The sequence below is a fragment of the Halorubrum sodomense genome (assembly GCF_900111935.1).
Lineage (GTDB): Archaea > Halobacteriota > Halobacteria > Halobacteriales > Haloferacaceae > Halorubrum > Halorubrum sodomense.
The window spans coordinates 60,810-76,801 of record NZ_FOYN01000002.1 but is presented as its reverse complement, the minus strand read 5'-3'; the positions used below and the strand labels follow the sequence as shown (position 1 = coordinate 76,801).

15 protein-coding genes are annotated in these 15,992 nt (G+C 69.2%); 10 read left to right on the top strand and 5 right to left on the bottom strand.

Features of this window, described 5'->3' with window-relative positions; all coding sequences use genetic code 11:
- Positions 1–42: 42 nt before the first annotated feature.
- On the bottom strand, positions 43–597 hold the full coding sequence (locus BM286_RS05375; RefSeq protein WP_092920568.1) for a DUF7344 domain-containing protein: 555 nt from the start codon (positions 595–597) through the stop codon (positions 43–45).
- Positions 598–884: 287 nt separating this feature from the next.
- Between BM286_RS05375 and BM286_RS05370 the strand changes: the two genes are divergently transcribed.
- Positions 885–1,781, top strand: coding sequence for a hypothetical protein (locus BM286_RS05370; RefSeq protein ID WP_092920567.1), 897 nt, complete (start codon positions 885–887; stop codon positions 1,779–1,781).
- Between the two features lie 66 nt (positions 1,782–1,847).
- Here BM286_RS05370 and BM286_RS05365 read toward each other — a convergent pair whose 3' ends face one another.
- Complete coding sequence (locus BM286_RS05365) at positions 1,848–2,378, bottom strand: DUF7344 domain-containing protein (protein WP_092920566.1); 531 nt, start codon at positions 2,376–2,378, stop codon at positions 1,848–1,850.
- A gap of 394 nt (positions 2,379–2,772) precedes the next feature.
- On the opposite strand from BM286_RS05365, the gene BM286_RS05360 reads away from it, so the two are divergent.
- The 8 genes from BM286_RS05360 (at position 2,773) to BM286_RS05325 (ending at position 12,595) form a co-directional block, all read left to right on the top strand.
- Positions 2,773–4,263 carry a vWA domain-containing protein gene (locus BM286_RS05360; protein WP_092920565.1) on the top strand — a complete coding sequence of 497 codons (1,491 nt, stop codon included), beginning with the start codon at positions 2,773–2,775 and terminating at the stop codon, positions 4,261–4,263.
- 121 nt (positions 4,264–4,384) lie between these two features.
- On the top strand, positions 4,385–5,833 hold the full coding sequence (locus tag BM286_RS05355; protein WP_092920564.1) for a SipW-dependent-type signal peptide-containing protein: 1,449 nt from the start codon (positions 4,385–4,387) through the stop codon (positions 5,831–5,833).
- Between the two features lie 126 nt (positions 5,834–5,959).
- A complete protein-coding gene (locus BM286_RS05350) occupies positions 5,960–7,669 on the top strand; it encodes a SipW-dependent-type signal peptide-containing protein (protein ID WP_092920563.1) in 1,710 nt (569 codons plus the stop codon).
- A gap of 216 nt (positions 7,670–7,885) precedes the next feature.
- Complete coding sequence (locus BM286_RS05345) at positions 7,886–8,665, top strand: hypothetical protein (RefSeq protein ID WP_092920562.1); 780 nt, start codon at positions 7,886–7,888, stop codon at positions 8,663–8,665.
- Positions 8,662–9,897: a hypothetical protein gene (locus BM286_RS05340; RefSeq protein WP_092920561.1), complete on the top strand. Its 1,236-nt coding sequence runs from the start codon at positions 8,662–8,664 to the stop codon at positions 9,895–9,897. The genes BM286_RS05345 and BM286_RS05340 overlap by 4 nt, the downstream gene beginning before the upstream one ends.
- Positions 9,897–10,916: a signal peptidase I gene (locus BM286_RS05335; protein WP_092920560.1), complete on the top strand. Its 1,020-nt coding sequence runs from the start codon at positions 9,897–9,899 to the stop codon at positions 10,914–10,916. The genes BM286_RS05340 and BM286_RS05335 overlap by 1 nt, the downstream gene beginning before the upstream one ends.
- Entirely contained in the window at positions 10,916–11,545 is a 630-nt protein-coding gene (locus BM286_RS05330; protein ID WP_092920559.1) for a hypothetical protein, read from the top strand. The genes BM286_RS05335 and BM286_RS05330 overlap by 1 nt, the downstream gene beginning before the upstream one ends.
- A 252-nt stretch (positions 11,546–11,797) precedes the next feature.
- The gene (locus BM286_RS05325; protein ID WP_092920558.1) at positions 11,798–12,595 is read left to right on the top strand and encodes a ZIP family metal transporter; all 798 of its coding nucleotides are present in this window, start codon (positions 11,798–11,800) and stop codon (positions 12,593–12,595) included.
- Between the two features lie 221 nt (positions 12,596–12,816).
- On the opposite strand, the gene BM286_RS05320 is transcribed toward BM286_RS05325, so the two are convergent.
- From BM286_RS05320 to thiD, 3 genes are all read right to left on the bottom strand, one after another.
- Entirely contained in the window at positions 12,817–13,398 is a 582-nt protein-coding gene (locus BM286_RS05320) for a hypothetical protein (RefSeq protein WP_143103854.1), read from the bottom strand.
- A 297-nt stretch (positions 13,399–13,695) separates the two neighbouring features.
- Complete coding sequence (locus BM286_RS05315) at positions 13,696–13,968, bottom strand: hypothetical protein (protein WP_092920556.1); 273 nt, start codon at positions 13,966–13,968, stop codon at positions 13,696–13,698.
- 337 nt (positions 13,969–14,305) lie between these two features.
- Complete coding sequence (gene thiD, locus BM286_RS05310) at positions 14,306–15,154, bottom strand: bifunctional hydroxymethylpyrimidine kinase/phosphomethylpyrimidine kinase (protein ID WP_092920555.1); 849 nt, start codon at positions 15,152–15,154, stop codon at positions 14,306–14,308.
- 177 nt (positions 15,155–15,331) lie between these two features.
- Between thiD and BM286_RS05305 the strand changes: the two genes are divergently transcribed.
- Positions 15,332–15,991 (top strand): DsbA family oxidoreductase, encoded by a 660-nt coding sequence (locus BM286_RS05305; RefSeq protein ID WP_092920554.1) that lies wholly within the window; start codon positions 15,332–15,334, stop codon positions 15,989–15,991.
- Position 15,992: the final 1 nt, after the last annotated feature.

Below are 15,992 nucleotides of genomic sequence, written 5' to 3'. Positions count from 1 at the left end.
TCCGCGCGGTGAGTTCGGGCGGGGAGGGGCGCCGATGCGTCGTCAGCCCAGTCGGTTCCGCTTCGTCGACGACCGGTGGAAGAGCCCGGAGACAGCGAACACGAGCGCGAACAGGACCGCGTACGCGTATCCCGAGACCGCGCCGAACGGGACGGTGCCGACCCACGCCGCCGTCGCCAGCAGCCCGCACACGACCGCGAGCCCGACGTAGTACTCGCTCCAGAGGATCTCGTTGTCCGAGACGATCTCCAGGTACACCTCCAGCTGCCGGCTCTCCTCGGTGAGCGAGACCAACCCCCGGTCGGACTCGTAGTCGATGAAGCCGCTGGCGGCCAGCTTCGGGAGGTGCGACTGGTGAAGCGCCGTGTACACTCGCTTGCGCTGCTTGTACGTCACTTCGGGGATCTCGACGCCGTTCTCCCACGCCGCCAGCTGCTCCGCGATGTCGCGGACGCGCGCCTCGCTGCCGTTGGTGTTCAGGTACTCGATCACGTTCCGCCGCCGCGCGTTGCTCAGCGCCGTGAACACCTCGTCGCGCGACGGACCGTCCTCATCGGCGGGCGAGGGCACCTCCGATCCGATGAGTTGTGATGTCATGGCTCGCCCATGTGGGTTGAGAGCATATTGATTAGACACAACATATAATTTTCTATTAATGAGTCGGCGGTAGATCGCGGCGTGTATCGACGCGCGAAGTACACGGAAACGCTTTGAGAACCGAGCGAATGAGGATTCTTGAGATAGTAGGTCCGTCGAATCGCGATTCTCGTCCGCTGTTGTCGTTTTCCGTAACTATCGATCGCCGAAACAGGTTCGCGGCGGGAGGCGACGCACGCGGCGGTAGGCGGCGCATACATAGGTCGGCACGCGCCGTCCGAACCGGTATGAACGCGTCACGAAACGCGGCCGCCGATCGCCTCCGACGACCCGCACGCGCCGCCGTCGACCGACTCCGACGGCCCGAGTACACCGGCGCGAACCGCTGTCTACCCTGTACCGCGGTCAACGTCGGGATCGCGACGGTCGGGGGGGCAGCGGTGGCCGCGGTCGGCGCGCCGCTCCTCGGCGCGGCCGGGTTCGGCGCCGCGCTCGCGGCGATCTGGCTCCGCGGCTACCTCGTCCCGGGGACGCCCGAACTCACGAAGCGATACCTCCCGGAGCGGGTCCTCGCGCTGTTCGGGAAAACGCCCGGTTCAAGGGAGATAGCCGCCCGTCAGTCGGGTGAGATCGATCCGGAGACGTACCTGCTTGACGCCGACATCCTCGTCGAGACGCCCGCCGGCGACGACTTCGCGTTCGCGCCCGACTTCGCCGCGGCGTGGCGGGCGGCGGCGACGGGCAAGCCGAGGGACGCTGGCGGCGACGGGGACCGAAGCGACCGCGACGACGTGGCGGCGCTCGCGACGCTCACCGGGATCGACACCGATGAGCTGGCGATCGACTGGTACGAGGGCGTCGGGCTCGCGTACGCGGGCGACGAGAAGATCGGCCACTGGGAGTCGCGCGCGGCGTTCCGGGCGGACGTCGCGGCCGACCGCGTGCTGACGGTGACCCGCGACGACTGGACGACGCTGGCGCTCGCGGACCGCAGCGCGGTGCTCGGCGCGCTCAGGCTGTTCGTCGATGAGTGCCCGAGCTGCGCCGGCGAAGTCGGGCTGGAAGAGCGCGTCGTCGAGTCCTGCTGTTCGAGCTACGACGTGGTCGCCGGACGATGCGCCGGCTGCGACGCGCGGCTGTTCGAGCTGCGGCTGCCGGAGTCGGTCGCGGCCGCCGCCGAGTAGGGGAGGCCGACAGTTCGGATAGGAGAGCGGAGTACGACGGAGAAGGAGTCAGTTTTTCGAGCCCAGTCACCGGAGCCGAAGCTGCCGCAGCACCGAGAAGCGGTTGACCCACAGCTGGACCGCGCTGGCGGCGGCGAAGACGCCGAGACCGAGGCTGGTCCAGAGGACCGGGTCGACGGCCGACACGAGCGGGACGTCGAGGAGCGCCGCGAGCACGACGAGCAGCGAGCCCACGGCGAGCGCGCGGTAGAGTTCCGACCACGTCGCGCCGCCGGGCGCGAGGACCTCCGTGTAGAGTCGCACGTCGCGCGCGCGGCGAGAGAGCTCGATGGTCTGCGTCTCGCGGTCGTACGCTATCACGCCCGCGTCCGCCAGCTTCGGCAGGTGCGTCTGGACGAGCGACGTGTACACGCTCTCGCGACAGCGCTTCGGCGGGGGCGTCTCGCCCGTCTCGCGGCCCGCGACGAGCGTCGACAGCTCGTTGACCGAGACCGTCCCGCCGACGGCGCCGAGCTGTTCGATCGCGCGGCGACGGCGTTCGTTCGCGAGGATCGCGTACACCTGTTCGGCCGGTAACACGTCGTTTCGGAGTTTCATGGAGTGGGCTCCGGGCGGCCGCGCTCGGCGGCGCCCGAGTTCTGTCACCCACTGCGTCGGACCGAGTCATATGTATGGGCTCGCTACCCGGGGAAGCGGCCGATCGAGGGAAGAGGGTACGAGCAGCTTGTCGGATCCGACACGTCGAGTACGGTTCTCGTACCGGGTTCGGTGGCGACAGTACGGAACGCCTGCGGGCGAGATCGCTCCCGGTAGGACCACCGAACCGTCCGTCGAACGAGACCGTTGACCGGTTCCGTGAGACGTTCTACCTGCTGGAATCGTCCGTTCGACGGTGACATGGGAACGCGTAACTAGGTGGGTGTCCCTCGGAGGGGAAAGTAACCGATTCGGTCAGCCCATCGCGGACGGGGGGCGAGTCGGGGGAGAAACCATGAGCCAAGACACAAACGACACAATCGGACTCTCGCGGCGCAAGGTGCTCGCGGGCCTCGGCGCGGTCGGCGTCGCGTCCGCGGGCGCGGGACTCGGTACCACGGCGTACTTCAACGATACCGAGTCGTTCGAGGGCAACACGCTCACCGCGGGCGAGCTGGACCTGAAACTGGACTACAAGTCGACGTACCTCGGCGGTCCCGGCCGCTTGGAGCACGTCCAGTCCATGGGCTACCCGGACGCCGAGGAGCTCGGCGACGGGCGGTACCTGCTCGATCAGGCGCCCAGCCCCGCGGACATGCAGGCGTGGGAAGACCTCGTCATGGAGGAGGACGGCTTCGACTTCTGTTCGCCCGAGGCGGATCAGTACCTCGTCAACGGCGACGGGATCCCGGTGTTCACGCTCGACGACGTGAAGCCCGGCGACTCCGGCGAGGTCACGATCAGCATCCACATCTGTGACAACCCCGCGTTCCTCTACCTCGCGGGCGAGCTGTCCCAGGCGGAGAACGGGCAGTCCGAGCCCGAGGCGGACGAGGACGACACGCCCGGGCAAGGCGATCTCGCCGACGCAATCGAGGTCTGCGTCTGGTACGACGAGGACTGCGACAACGTGTACGAGCCCACGGGCACGGGCCAGCAGCAGGAGCTGGAAGTCGCCTTAGTCAGCGACGTCTCCGGCTCGATGGGCGGCGCACCGCTCTCGGCGCTGAAGACGGCCGCGACCAGCTTCGTCGGCAACCTCTCGTCGCCCGACGAGGCCGCTGCGATCTCGTTCAATTCCGGCGCGTCGACCGACCAGGAGCTGACGACCAACTACCAAGCCGTTCAGAACGCGATCAACAACTACACAGCGGGCGGCGGCACCTCGATCGCCGCCGGTATCATCGAGGGCGAGAACGAACTCCTCAACGGCACCATCGCCACGCCGGGCGCGTCGAAGGTGATGATCCTGTTGAGCGACGGGCAGTCTGACGACACCGCCGCGATCAACGCCGCGAACGATGCCAAGAACAACGGGATCCGCATCTTCACCATCGCGCTCGGGAACGCAGACACCGGTCTGTTGGAGAGCGTCGCCAGCTCTCCCGACGACGCTTTCGTCGCGCCCGACCCGTCCGACCTCGACACCGTCTACGCCGAGATCGCCCAGATCGTCCTCGCGGGCGAGCAGAAGATCCTCTCCGGCACGATGAGCGAGGTCTTCGCGGAGCTGGCCGACGGCGAGGCGCTCGACGGCGACCGCCAGGTGGAGGGTCGGCAGCCGTACCCCGGCGCGACCACCCAGTGCATCGGTTTCGAGTGGACGCTCCCGGCGGAGGTCGGCAACGAGATCCAGACCGACTCCGTGAGCTTCGATCTCGCCGTCTACGCCGAGCAGTCGCGGCACAACGACAATCCTCAGGTGGCGTTCAACGGGACCGACGTGAACAGCACCAGCCCCGGTCCCGCACCCAACGGCACCGGCAACGTGAGCGGTCAGAACTAGCTCCTCGGAGCGACGCGGCCCCGGACGACGAGACACGTCCGGTTCCCGGCTCGGCGCCTTCGGGCGGCCGACGCGGCGGTTCGCGACCGCCGCCGGGAGTTCCCTTCGGGGATGATACACAATGAACGACGACAAAATCGGACTATCGCGGCGCAAGATGCTGGTCGGACTCGGTGCGGTCGGCGTGGCCTCCGCGGGCGCGGGCCTCGGCACCACGGCGTACTTCAACGACACGGAGACGTTCGCGAACAACGAGCTGACGGCCGGCTCGCTCGACCTGTTCGTCCACGTCGACTACTCAGAGGACCAGGGCAGCTACGCGCAGTACTCCACGGAGCCCGGCACCTACGTCGACGGGAACGTCGTCGGGATCGAGGGCCAGCAGATCGAGGGCGAGCCCCTCAGCATCCAGGTCTCCGACCTGAAGCCCGGCGACTCCGGCGAGGGCGAGTTCTGCTTCTCGATCGTCGACAACCCCGCGTACATGTGGATGTGCGGTGAGCTGACCGCGAACGACGAGAACGGAATGACGGAGCCCGAGATGGACGACGACGAGACCCCGGACACGGGAGACCTCGCGGACGCGATGGAGGTCACCGTCTCGTACTGTACGCCCGACGGCGACGGCGGCAACGTCATCGGCGACGAGATCGTCTCCGGGTCGCTGGCGGAAGTCATGCTCGCGCTCCAAGCCGGCGTCCCGCTGTCCAGCGACGGTGACGCGAACGCGCCGCTCGCGGATCGCCCCACCTTCGATGGCGTCACCGAGGCGTTCACCGACGGCGAACCGAACGTCGACGAACAGTGCGTCTGCTTCACATGGGAGGTGCCGACGAGCGTCGAGAACGAGATCCAGACGGACTCGGTCATGTTCGACTTCGAGTTCTACGCGGTCCAGGCTCGCCACAACGACGGGGCGCACAACCCCTGCGTCGAGTTCGACACCGTCGTGACCACCGACCCCGGTCCGGGCGTCGACCGCGACGGCGACGGGCAGGGCGACGCGACGGGGAGCTGGATCACCGCGCGGGTGAGCAGCGGCCCGACCACGGTCGTACAGGTGGAGCTGGACGGCGACGTGTACGGCGGCGGGAACTCCGGGCTCGGCGAGTGGCCGAGCAACCCGAACGCCTACGTCGTCGAGGCCAACTTCGACGTCGACACCGACGGGCTCGGCGAGAGCCCGAACGACGACTTCCGGTTCGGCTACGGTAGCGCGAGCTCCGGCGCCCGGTCCGGAGGCATCGCGAACAGCACGAGCGGCGCGAGCGGCGACGGCGGGTACATCCGGCGCAACATCGGCACTGGCGGGAACAACAACCGCACCGACACCGCCGCGGAGGACGTTCCCGGCTTCGTGGCTCTCGAGAGCGCCGACCAGCTGACCTACACGTTCGTCATCGACTGGACGAGCGGCCTGCCGGCGCTGTCGAGCGTCCCGACCCAGTTCGTCCTCAGCGAGGTCTTCGCCAGCGACGGTGGAGAGGGCGTCGCGTCGCCGAACAGCTCGAACGACGGCCGCGCGGCCATCGACAACGTCACCGACGCGTCGGGGGTCATCAACGTCTGATCGGCGCGTAACGCGGCGGGCGCGACGGCGCCCGTCCGACCGACCATTACCCATTCCGGACCCGCGCGGGCGGCCGGGGCGACGGTTCGACCCCGTCGGTGGGACTCCCTTCGGGGAATTACACTCATGACAGACAACGACGACATCGACACGATCGGACTGTCGCGGCGAACGGTGCTGGCCGGCCTCGGCGCGGTGGGCGTGGCCTCCGCGGGCGCGGGCCTCGGCACCACGGCGTACTTCAACGATACCGAGTCGTTCGACGGGAACACCCTCACCGCGGGCCAGCTCGACCTCCTCGTCGACTGGCAGCAGACGTACGACTTCGGCGAGGGGAATCAGTTCGTCAGCGCCCACCCGGACCACGACGGCGACGGCGAGCAGTCGATCGAGATCGACGGCGAGGTGTTCACGTACAGCGACTTCCCGGACGAGGACGACCCGGACAGCAACGGGGCGAACCTCCGGGTGCTGGACTGCGAAACCATCCCGCCGCTGGAGGAGGCGGACTTCGGCACGGACCCGGTCACGGGCGAGGAGATGGAGACGCTGGTCCGCCTCACCGACGTGAAGCCCGGCGACTCCGGCGAGATCACCTTCTCGCTCCACCTCTGTGACAACCCCGGCTACATCTGGATGCAGGCGAGCGACGTCAACGGTGACGGCGGCACCGCCACCGAGCCGGAGCAGATCGTCGACCCGGACAACCTCGGCGACCTCGGCGACGCCATCGAGGCGCGGCTCTGGTACGACGAGGACTGCGACAACGTGTACGACGGCGCGGAGCCGGTCGACATCATGCTGACGCTCGACTTTTCGGGCTCGATGCTGTACGAGCAGTACGGCGGCCTCGTCAGCGAGGACGACGTCACGGTCGGCGGGACCACCTACGCCGAGACGACGAAGATCGACCTCGTCGAGCTCGGCACCCGCCAGTTCGTCAGCTACCTCCAGTCGCAGGGGTCCGACGTTCAGGTCGGCGTCGCGTACTTCGACGGCGAGGGGAGCGACGACTCCGTCCCGCGGACGGGCGTCCTCCAGGGCCTGACGAGCGACCTCTCCGTGGTGGACGCGCAGCTGACGGATCTCCGGCAGAAGCTCGCGGACGTGGTGACCGGTCCCAGCCCCTCGACGCCGGGCGACGGCGACGGCGACCCCGATCCGTTCGCGAACGCGAACGGTATCGCGACGGGCACCTACATCGGCGAGGGCGTCGACGACGCGCAGGCCGAGCTCGACGCGAACGGACGTAGCGGGGTCGAGTACCGGAACATCGTCCTATCCGACGGCGAGTCGTTCAACGGGGACGGCAGCACGTCGTTCTCATCGCCGACCGGCGCGGCGGCCGACGCCCGCGCGGCGTCGCCGAATCCCGCAACGAACGTGTACACGATCAACGTCGACGGCAGCGCGAGCACGCTCCAGGCGATGGCCGGCGCGGCCGGCGGCTCGGGCGGCGACCCGGCGTTCTTTAACGACGTCAGCGATCCGCTCAACATCCCGACGGTGTTCGGCAACCTCGCGGCACAGACCGCACAGGAGAAGGTCATCATGGACGACTCGCTCGGAAACGTCCTCGCGGCGCTCGCCGACGGGAACGGCGTTCCGCTCGACGGGAACCGGTCGACGCCGTACGACGAGCGTAACGACCCGGCGGACGACCCGGACCGCGAGGCGTTCCGCGGCGACGGCGTGATGCACTGCGTCGCGCTCGAGTGGGAGCTGCCCCTCGAAGTGGGCAACGAGATCCAGGGCGACACGCTCGCCTTCGATCTGGGCTTCTACACCGAACAGGCGCGCCATAACGACGGCGCCGGGCCGTCGGTGTCGGCCTGATCGGGGGTTTCGGACCCATCGCGACGTGACGGTCGAAGCCGATCGACGGCGGGGCCGATCCGGCGACTGCGGTGGGGCACGACGCCCGTACCGCCGGGTACGGTCACCGGACCGGTCAGGTATGACGCGTATACATACGACTACGGCGACGGTAGAGAGGGCAGAGACGAGAGATCACATCGACGACACGGCCGTTCGGAGCCGCGACGACACACAATGACACAGAAGGAATCAGGACTTACGCGGCGGGAGGCACTCGCAGGCGTCGGAGCCGTCGGCTTCGCGACCCTCGGGGCCGCCTCCGGACGGCGGACAGGGACGGACAACTGGGACGAGTACACGGACTACACGTACGCCCAGACGGACGCGCGGGTGAATCCGGTGAATCTGCTCGTCGGGTGGCGGCGCACGGAGAACGGGACGGCCGTCGATGCGAGCCCAGTCGGCGCGGTCGACGACATCGGAGCGGCCGGGATCCGGCTCGTCGACGTCGACAACGTACTGCCGCACGACTACGGCACGGCGAGCGTCGGCCTCCGACTGGAAGACCCCGAGAGCACCGCCCGCGTGTGGCTGAAGATCGACCCCGGGCTCGACGACCCCGACGCCGCGAGCGCAGCGCTCGCGGAGCGCATCTCGCTCACGGTCCGACAGGACACCGGGATCTTCGGGATCGGCGGCTGCGGCGGCGCAGATGGCGAGTTCGCGAGCGTCGGGACGCCGATCGCCGACGGGACGCTCGCGGACATCGACGGGTCCGCGCTCGCGGACGGCGTCGAGCTGCGTCCGGGGTTGCTCGGCGACGGCTGCCTCGGACCCGGTGAGCAGCGCTGTCTGACCTTCGAGTGGGAGTTTACCGGCGAGGGCGGCAACGCCGGACAGGGCGGCGCGGTGGACTTCCTCGTACAGTTCGTCGCCGACGAGTGCGGTTCCGAGGGGAACCCCTTCGAGACGAACCCCGCGACGGGAGGCGACACGGCCGGAGGCGGCGCATGACTCCCGGAAGCGACCGGGGACGGCGCCCGAGCGGACTGAGCCGCCGCCGGCTGCTCGCCGGGATCGGCGGCGTCGGCGCGGTCGGGATGGCGAGCGGCCTCGGCACGGGCGCGTACCTCGCGGACCGGGAGACGTTCGCGAACAACGCCTTCGGCGCCGGCGAGGTCGGGGTGACCGTAAACGACGAGCTCACGGACGGGACCGTCACCGTCGGTCCGTTCGCGGTCGACCGGACGACGTTCGACGGCCGTCCCGACCCTGAGCGGTTCGAGATCGGTGCGTCAGCGAACCCCGTGCGGGTGTGGCTCGCGACGCGCTGCCCCGACGACGACGACCCGCTCGGGGACGCGCTCGAAGTCGAGGTCGTCGTCGACGGCGCGTCGCTGACGGGCGGCTACCGGCCCCTCGCCGAGGTCGAGCGCCTGCTCGCGACCGGGGCGCGAATCGACGACGGCTGCCTCGCCGCCGGCCCCGACGGCGATTCGATCGTCGTCGAGGTGGCTCCCTACCTGCCGGCTGATTCGCCAGACGTGGGCGGTGAGACGACCGACCTGACGTTCCGGCTGTACGCCGAGCAGTGTCGCCACGTCTCGGAGGCCGAGGCGAACGCGCCGGGGGCGAACCCGTTCGCAGATGTCGTCTGCGATGAGACGGAGTTGGACTGCCCCGAGTGCGTCGAGTTCGGCAAGACGAACTTCGGCGGGTCGACCGGGCCGGGCGACGTGCTCCGGCTCGAGGACGCGGGATCGTACGAGATCGAGATCACCGAGGTCGAGACGAAGGACGACGGCGAGGTCGTCGGCGTCGCGTTCCGGCTTCGGGACGCCGACGGAAATCCGGGGCCGAACATGTGTTCCGTGGCGGTCAAGGGCGGACCGGACCGGACCCCCGAGTCCGTCGAGATCGACCCGGCGTCTCCGGAGACAGGTGAGATCGTGTTCGCGCCGCTGAACCCCGGAAACGACAAGCGATACGGGGTCAGCAACGTCACGATCAGCGTCTGCGCCGGCGACGGTAACGGCGAAGAGGAAGGCGGCGACGACCGCACCGGTGACGGCGAAGAGGAAGGCGGCGACAGTAGCGGGACCGGTAACGGCGGTGGAAACGGCGACGGCGGCGGAAACGGCCGAAAAGAGAACGGAACGCCCGGGAAGCCCGACGGCAAATCCGCGAACGCCGGCGGCGACGGTCGAAGCGACGGCGGCGGAGACGACGGCACGGAGGCGAACTGATGACACAACTACTCACATCACCACGGACGAAGCGCGCGGCGAACGTACTCGGGATCGTCCTGCTGATCGCGCTCGTCGCGCCGTTCGCGGTGTACGCCGCCCCGGAGGTCGTCGGCGCCGACGAGAGCTTCGTCGTGCTCACGGCGAGCATGACGCCCGCCATCGCGCCGGGCGACGTAGTTATCGTCGCCGAGCGCGACCCGGCCGCGATCGCCGAGGGCGACGTGATCACGTTCGTCCGCGGCACGAGCGACGTGCCGGTGACGCATCGCGTGATCGACGTGGTCGACGAGGCGAGCGCGCTCGCGTTCGAGACGATGGGCGACGCCAACGAGGGACCGGATCCGGGGCTCGTCCCGGCCGGGAACCTCGTCGGCGTCGTGACGCTGACGATTCCGTACATCGGGTACGTGATCCAGTTCGCGGGCACGCGGGTCGGGTTCGTGGCGCTGGTGCTGCTCCCCTTCGGACTGCTCGCGGTCACGGAGGTCTGGTCGATCGTCCGCGGTCGCGACGAGTCGAAGTCGCCAGCCCCCGCGACCGGCGATCCGGACCGAGGGGACGCCGAGACGGCGCAGTTCGAGTTCGCAACCGAGTCCGAGCTCGCCCCCGCGACGGACGCCGCGGGGGCTTCCGGCGGCGTCTCGGTCGACGCGGTCGGCGGCGCGGCGGCGGTACTCGTCGTCTTCGCCCCGTACGCGGTGTACGTCGCGTTCGAACTCCGGAGCGCCGTCGCGATCGCGGCGGCAGTAGCGACCGCGACGCTCCTGTGTGGGGCGCTCGCGATGTGGGTGCCGGCGAGCGGCGTGCTCGACCGGAGCGGGCAGAGCGCCGCGGCGGAGCCGGAGAGAGACGCGTCGGAAACGGCCGTCGCCGGCGAGGTCTCCGAGAGCGAACGGGACGGCGACGAGACGGACTCGGCAGCCGTCGCGACAGACGAAGAGCGCGTGGAACCAGACGAGTCGGCACCGGTACAGACGCCGACCGCACGTCCTGACGCCGCCGGAGAGGGGGACTGATGGCGGCAAATCACGGGTTCGTCGCGCTCCTCGCGCTCGCCGTGTTGGTGTGGGGCGTCGCGTTCACCGGCGGGGCCACGGTCGCGGTCCTCTCGGCGAGCGTCGACGTGCCGACGACGTTCGAGACGCCGGAGGAACTGAAGGAAGTAAGCGGGTCAAACGGAAGCGCGTTCGCCGTGACGACCGTACCCGTCGAGAACGGGACGCCGTCAGCGGTGAACGGCACGGAGACAGTCGGGAACGCCACGGTACCGCCCCCGAAACAGAACGCTACGGTACCGCCCCCGAAACAGAACGCTACGGTACCGCCCCCGAAACAGAACGCTACGGTGCCACCCACGGAACAGAACGCTACGGTACCGCCCCCGAAACAGAACGACTCGGCTCCGACGGACGAAAACGACTCGGCGCCGGCGACGAACGACACCGAGACGGACGAAAACGACTCTGCGCCGACCGATCCGACGCGGGAACAGTCGAGCCCGCCGAGTGAGGAGACGCTGACGAACGAGTCGGCTCCGGCGGGGAACGCGACCGTCGGGGGTTCGACCGCGCCCGACGCGAACGATATCGATGCGGTCGCGGTTCCTCATCCCCCGGATCCGTCGCGGTCCGGCCACGGAGCGTGAACGTGACCTTGCCGAGACGGCCGCGGGAACATTCCGGGAGGGACGGCGCACGGTCCGACGGGCGTTGGCCCGGCCCCGGAGCGAAACTCACCGCGCTGTTGCTGCTCGTCGCGGTGCTGCTCCTCGTGTTCCTCGCCAGCCTCGTTCGGATGCTCGGGTGAACTCGTAAACGGCGGGGTCGGGACGGCGTTCTCAGCCGGTGACCGCGCCCGCCGGAGTTATGAGCGGTACCGGCGTACGATCAGGCGACGAATGGTCGCCCTCGACGCAGTCGGGTTCGTCTTCGTCGCCGGGCTGATCACGGCGCTGGCGACCGGGATCGGGGCGGTACCGTTCTTCTTTTTCGAGACGATCAGCGACCGCGGGAACGTGGCGCTCTGGGGGTTCGCGTCGGGGATCATGCTCTCCGCGTCGCTGTTCGGCCTCGTCCGGGAGGGACTCGCGGAGGGGACGCCGGTCGAGATCGGCGTCGGGATGCTCGCTGGCGTCGTCCTCGTCGTCCTCGCGCACGAGGTGCTGATGGACGCCGAGATCGACCCGCGGGAGTACGAGGAGGCCGACTTCAAGAAGCTGATCTTGATCCTCGGCGTGCTGACGGTCCACAGTTTCCCGGAGGGGATCGCCGTCGGCGTCTCCTTCGCGGACCTCGGCTTGGAGGGCGGCACCGCGCTGTTCGGCTTCGCGGTCCCGCTACTCGCCGTGTTCATGACCGTCGCCATCTCGATCCACAACGTCCCCGAGGGGACGGCCATCTCGATCCCGCTGCGGTCGATGGGCGTCTCGAAGTGGAAGATGGTGTGGTGGGCCGTCTTCTCCAGTCTCCCGCAGCCGGTGGGAGCCGTCGTCGCGTTCGCGTTCGTGCGGTACGCCCGCGCGTTCCTCCCGTACGGCTTCGGCTTCGCGGCGGGCGCGATGATCTATCTCGTCCTCACGGAGTTCGTCCCCGAGGCGCTCGAAACGGGCGCGGACCTCCCGCACGGCGGCAGGCGGGTCCTCGTCGGCGGCGTCGCGCTCGGCGTCGCGCTGATGGTCCCGCTCGCGTACCTGTAACGGACCGACGGCAGCGTCGGTGTACTTCGCTGATCCGCCGTCGGGTATTCGGTGCCGTCGAACGCCTTGGAGACAGGGGGATCGGGTGCTGAACACGGAGGGCTCAGTCGACAGAACGCCTTCGAGGTGGTCTCTCCAATCGACTCTGAACCGGTCGACGGACCGTCCCTACCGATTGACCGGCAACGCGAGACGGCGGTCAGCGGAACGACCGGATCGGCTCAGGCGTCGTGATAATCAACGGTGATCTCGGTCGGTCGGTCGGCACCGTTCAGACGCCAGAGGGTGAACGAGTAGTCGTAATGGTACTCGGGGGTGTCCGGGTCCGGCGGGAAGGCTTGGTACGAGGTGACGTCGTATCGGAGCCGCCTGTTCTGATAGACGGACCGGTCGGTGAAGTCGTCAACGATGTCTTCGACGGGATTCCCGCCCTTCTCGTGGTAGTCCATGAGCCCCGCACCCGTCGGGAGGACGCCGACGATGACCGACATGAACTGCTTACCCGGGTCGAACGTTCGGAACGCCGTTCCGGGGGCGCTGTCGTCGTCTGCCGGGGTGAGCGCTCCCCAGTCGATGAGTTTGCGCGCGGCGTCCGGATGCGCGAGGATCATCCCCCAGACCGCGGGGACACCTCCGTCAGGCGTTGGCTGCTGATCGATGATTGGCGTATAGGCGGTCGTTCCGAGCGACGAAGCGATCTGTGGCCGGGCGCCGGAACTGAGGGCGCTACAACCAGCGAGTCCGGTGAGAACCGCTGCGCCGGAGAGGTGGAGGGTCTTCCGTCGTGACAGTTCGGGGGCCATACGCACCGATGAGCTCGTCGAGACTTATAATCGGCGTCTTGCGTTCAAGACGCTCGACGGACGGCTCGCCCGTGGGACCCCGAGACGCTCGGAAGGGAGCAGAGACAGAGAGCCGCTGGGCTCTGAACGCGGGAGGGAGCGTTCGGTGAGTGAATATCGCTCGTTTCGCGTACTCGGCGACGAAGCGTTCGGGCGGCGTACGATCGCAGTGCCGAGTCCTCCGCGAGATCACGGGTCGAGTGAGTCGATGCCGCGCATGGTCGCAGTAGCGACGAGGTCGTACTGAGTCGGACCCGGCTACGTCCCGCCCGTGGCGGTCCAACTCGCGCTCGCCTCGACGGCGTTCTCGAACGTGAGCTCGGCGACCTCGGGCGGGCTGTCGCCGCTGCCTTCGGGAAGGAACTGAAAGCTGAGTCGTTCCCCGGTTTCACCGAGGAGCGCTTCGAGGGAGACGATGTCGCCCCGTCGGGCGCTGACGAACTCTCGACGGACGACCGTCTCTCCGCCGGCGACGACGGTATCGAGCGAGGCGTCGTACTCGTCCAGTTTCGTACGTATCGAGACCGGCATGGGGCCGTCGCCCGTATTCGTTATCACGAGTGTTCCGCCCGGGTAGTCGGAAGACCGATCACCGTCCGCGAACGCGCCCGTACAGCCGGCGAGGGATACGGCGGCGAGACAGCCTCCGATTCCGCGCAGAAATCGTCGTCTCTCCATGGCAACGTTGTTCGGGTCGTCCGTGAAATGTCTTCGTATCGAAACGTCACGGATCGAACTCCGTCTCGTCCCGGTCGCTCGGGACCTCTCGATTCGGGCGCGAACTACTGACCGAGACGGGCCGTCGGAACTCGGGCGGCGTCCGCCTCGATAGCGGTCGGAGACGGACGGCCGTCCCGACCGGTCTCCGTCACTCCCCGCCAGACGCCGTCGGGTTGACCGCGCCCGGCCCCTCGCCCACGTCGTAGCCGCGCCGGACCGCCTCGGTCATCCCCTCGACCGCGGCGGCGACCGCCTCGCGGAGCGGCTCGCCCCGCGCCAGCCGCGCCGCGATCGCGCTCGATAACGCGCAGCCGGAGCCGTGCGTCGCCTCGGTGTCGATCCGGGGCGTCTCGAAGCGGTCGACGGTCGGGGCGGTCTCGCCCCCTCCCGCACCCCCTGCGCGAACGAGCGTGTCGACGACGACGCCCTCGTCGACCGATCCGCCGTCGAGGTGGCCGCCCTTCACCAGCGCCGCGTCCGCACCGAGCGCGACCAGCTCCCGCCCAGCGGCCTCGGCGTCGGCCGGGGTCTCGACCGGCTCGTCGGTCAGCACCGCCGCCTCGTCGGCGTTCGGCGTGACGAGCGTCGCGGCCGCGATCAGGGCCTCGTAGGCGTCCTCGGCGGCCGGCGAGAGCAGTCGGTCGCCGGTCGCCGCGACCATCACGGGGTCGACGACGAGCGGCGCGTCGGCGCCCGAGACCGACTCCGTCACCGTCTCAACGATGTCCGCGGTCGCCAACATCCCCGTCTTGATCGCCGCGACCTCGAAGTCGCCGTTGACCGCCGCGTACTGGGTCGCGACGTGATCGGCCGGGAGCGGGTGGACGTCCTCGACGCCGCGAGTGTGCTGGGCGGTCGTCGCCGTCACGACCGACGTGCCGAAGACGCCGTGCGCGGCCATCGCGGCCAGGTCCGCCTGGACCCCCGCTCCCCCGCCGCTGTCGCTGCCGGCGATCGTCAGCGCGACCGGCGGATCGACCGGGTCGTACTCGGACATGCGGAATGATATAATCTAGTAGTATTAATTGGTAATGGTTCGCGGTGGGTCGCTGTTCGAGCGAGCGCGACCGTCGCGAGCCCCGCCCGTCGCGACAGCGGTCGACCGCGACTCGCACGGGCGCCGGCCGCCTGCCGCCGCCGAACGACCTTTTCGGCTCCGCGGCGTAGCGGGGGCATGGCAACCGACTCCGACGCCGCGACCGGCGCCGACGAGGCCGAGGCGATCACCGTCTACTCCGACTACGTCTGTCCGTTCTGCTACCTCGGTCGGCGGTCGCTCGCGAACTACCAGGAGACGCGCGAGGAGCCGCTCGCGATCGACTGGCACCCGTTCGACCTCCGCGCCGGACAGCGCGGCCCCGACGGCGAGATCGACCACGATGCCGACACCGGGAAAGACGAGGAGTACTACGAGCAGGCCCGCGAGAACGTCCGCCGGCTCCAGGAGGAGTACGGCGCCGACGAGATGGCGCTCGAGCTGGCGACCGACGTGGACTCGCTGCCCGCGCAGGTCGTGTCGGTCCGCGTGCGCGAGACCGCGCCGGACGCGTGGCTCGCGTTCGACGAGGCCGTCTTCGACGCGCTGTGGCTGGAGGGTCGCGACATCGGCGACCGCGACGTGCTCGCCGACATCGCGGCCGACACCGACGGGCTCGACCCCGAGGTCGTCGACGACGCGCTCGGCGACGACGACCTCCGGGAGCGCGTGACCGACATGTTCGACGCCGCGCGGCGACAGGGCGTCACCGGCGTTCCGACGTTCGCGTACGACGGCCACGCCGCCCGGGGGGCGGTCCCGCCGGAACAGCTCGAACGGCTCGTCGAGGGCGTCTGAT

Bases quoted from the DNA above. Each gene is read 5' to 3' on its own strand.
- BM286_RS05340 (WP_092920561.1), top strand. From the start codon at position 8,662: ATGACTCCCGGAAGCGACCGGGGACGGCGCCCGAGCGGACTGAGCCGC.
- BM286_RS05345 (WP_092920562.1), top strand. From the start codon at position 7,886: ATGACACAGAAGGAATCAGGACTTACGCGGCGGGAGGCACTCGCAGGC.
- BM286_RS05360 (WP_092920565.1), top strand. From the start codon at position 2,773: ATGAGCCAAGACACAAACGACACAATCGGACTCTCGCGGCGCAAGGTG.
- BM286_RS05375 (WP_092920568.1), bottom strand. From the start codon at position 597: ATGACATCACAACTCATCGGATCGGAGGTGCCCTCGCCCGCCGATGAG.
- BM286_RS05355 (WP_092920564.1), top strand. From the start codon at position 4,385: ATGAACGACGACAAAATCGGACTATCGCGGCGCAAGATGCTGGTCGGA.
- BM286_RS05305 (WP_092920554.1), top strand. From the start codon at position 15,332: ATGGCAACCGACTCCGACGCCGCGACCGGCGCCGACGAGGCCGAGGCG.
- BM286_RS05335 (WP_092920560.1), top strand. From the start codon at position 9,897: ATGACACAACTACTCACATCACCACGGACGAAGCGCGCGGCGAACGTA.
- BM286_RS05365 (WP_092920566.1), bottom strand. From the start codon at position 2,378: ATGAAACTCCGAAACGACGTGTTACCGGCCGAACAGGTGTACGCGATC.
- thiD (WP_092920555.1), bottom strand. From the start codon at position 15,154: ATGTCCGAGTACGACCCGGTCGATCCGCCGGTCGCGCTGACGATCGCC.
- BM286_RS05315 (WP_092920556.1), bottom strand. From the start codon at position 13,968: ATGCCGGTCTCGATACGTACGAAACTGGACGAGTACGACGCCTCGCTC.
- BM286_RS05320 (WP_143103854.1), bottom strand. From the start codon at position 13,398: ATGGCCCCCGAACTGTCACGACGGAAGACCCTCCACCTCTCCGGCGCA.
- BM286_RS05330 (WP_092920559.1), top strand. From the start codon at position 10,916: ATGGCGGCAAATCACGGGTTCGTCGCGCTCCTCGCGCTCGCCGTGTTG.
- BM286_RS05350 (WP_092920563.1), top strand. From the start codon at position 5,960: ATGACAGACAACGACGACATCGACACGATCGGACTGTCGCGGCGAACG.
- BM286_RS05325 (WP_092920558.1), top strand. From the start codon at position 11,798: ATGGTCGCCCTCGACGCAGTCGGGTTCGTCTTCGTCGCCGGGCTGATC.
- BM286_RS05370 (WP_092920567.1), top strand. From the start codon at position 885: ATGAACGCGTCACGAAACGCGGCCGCCGATCGCCTCCGACGACCCGCA.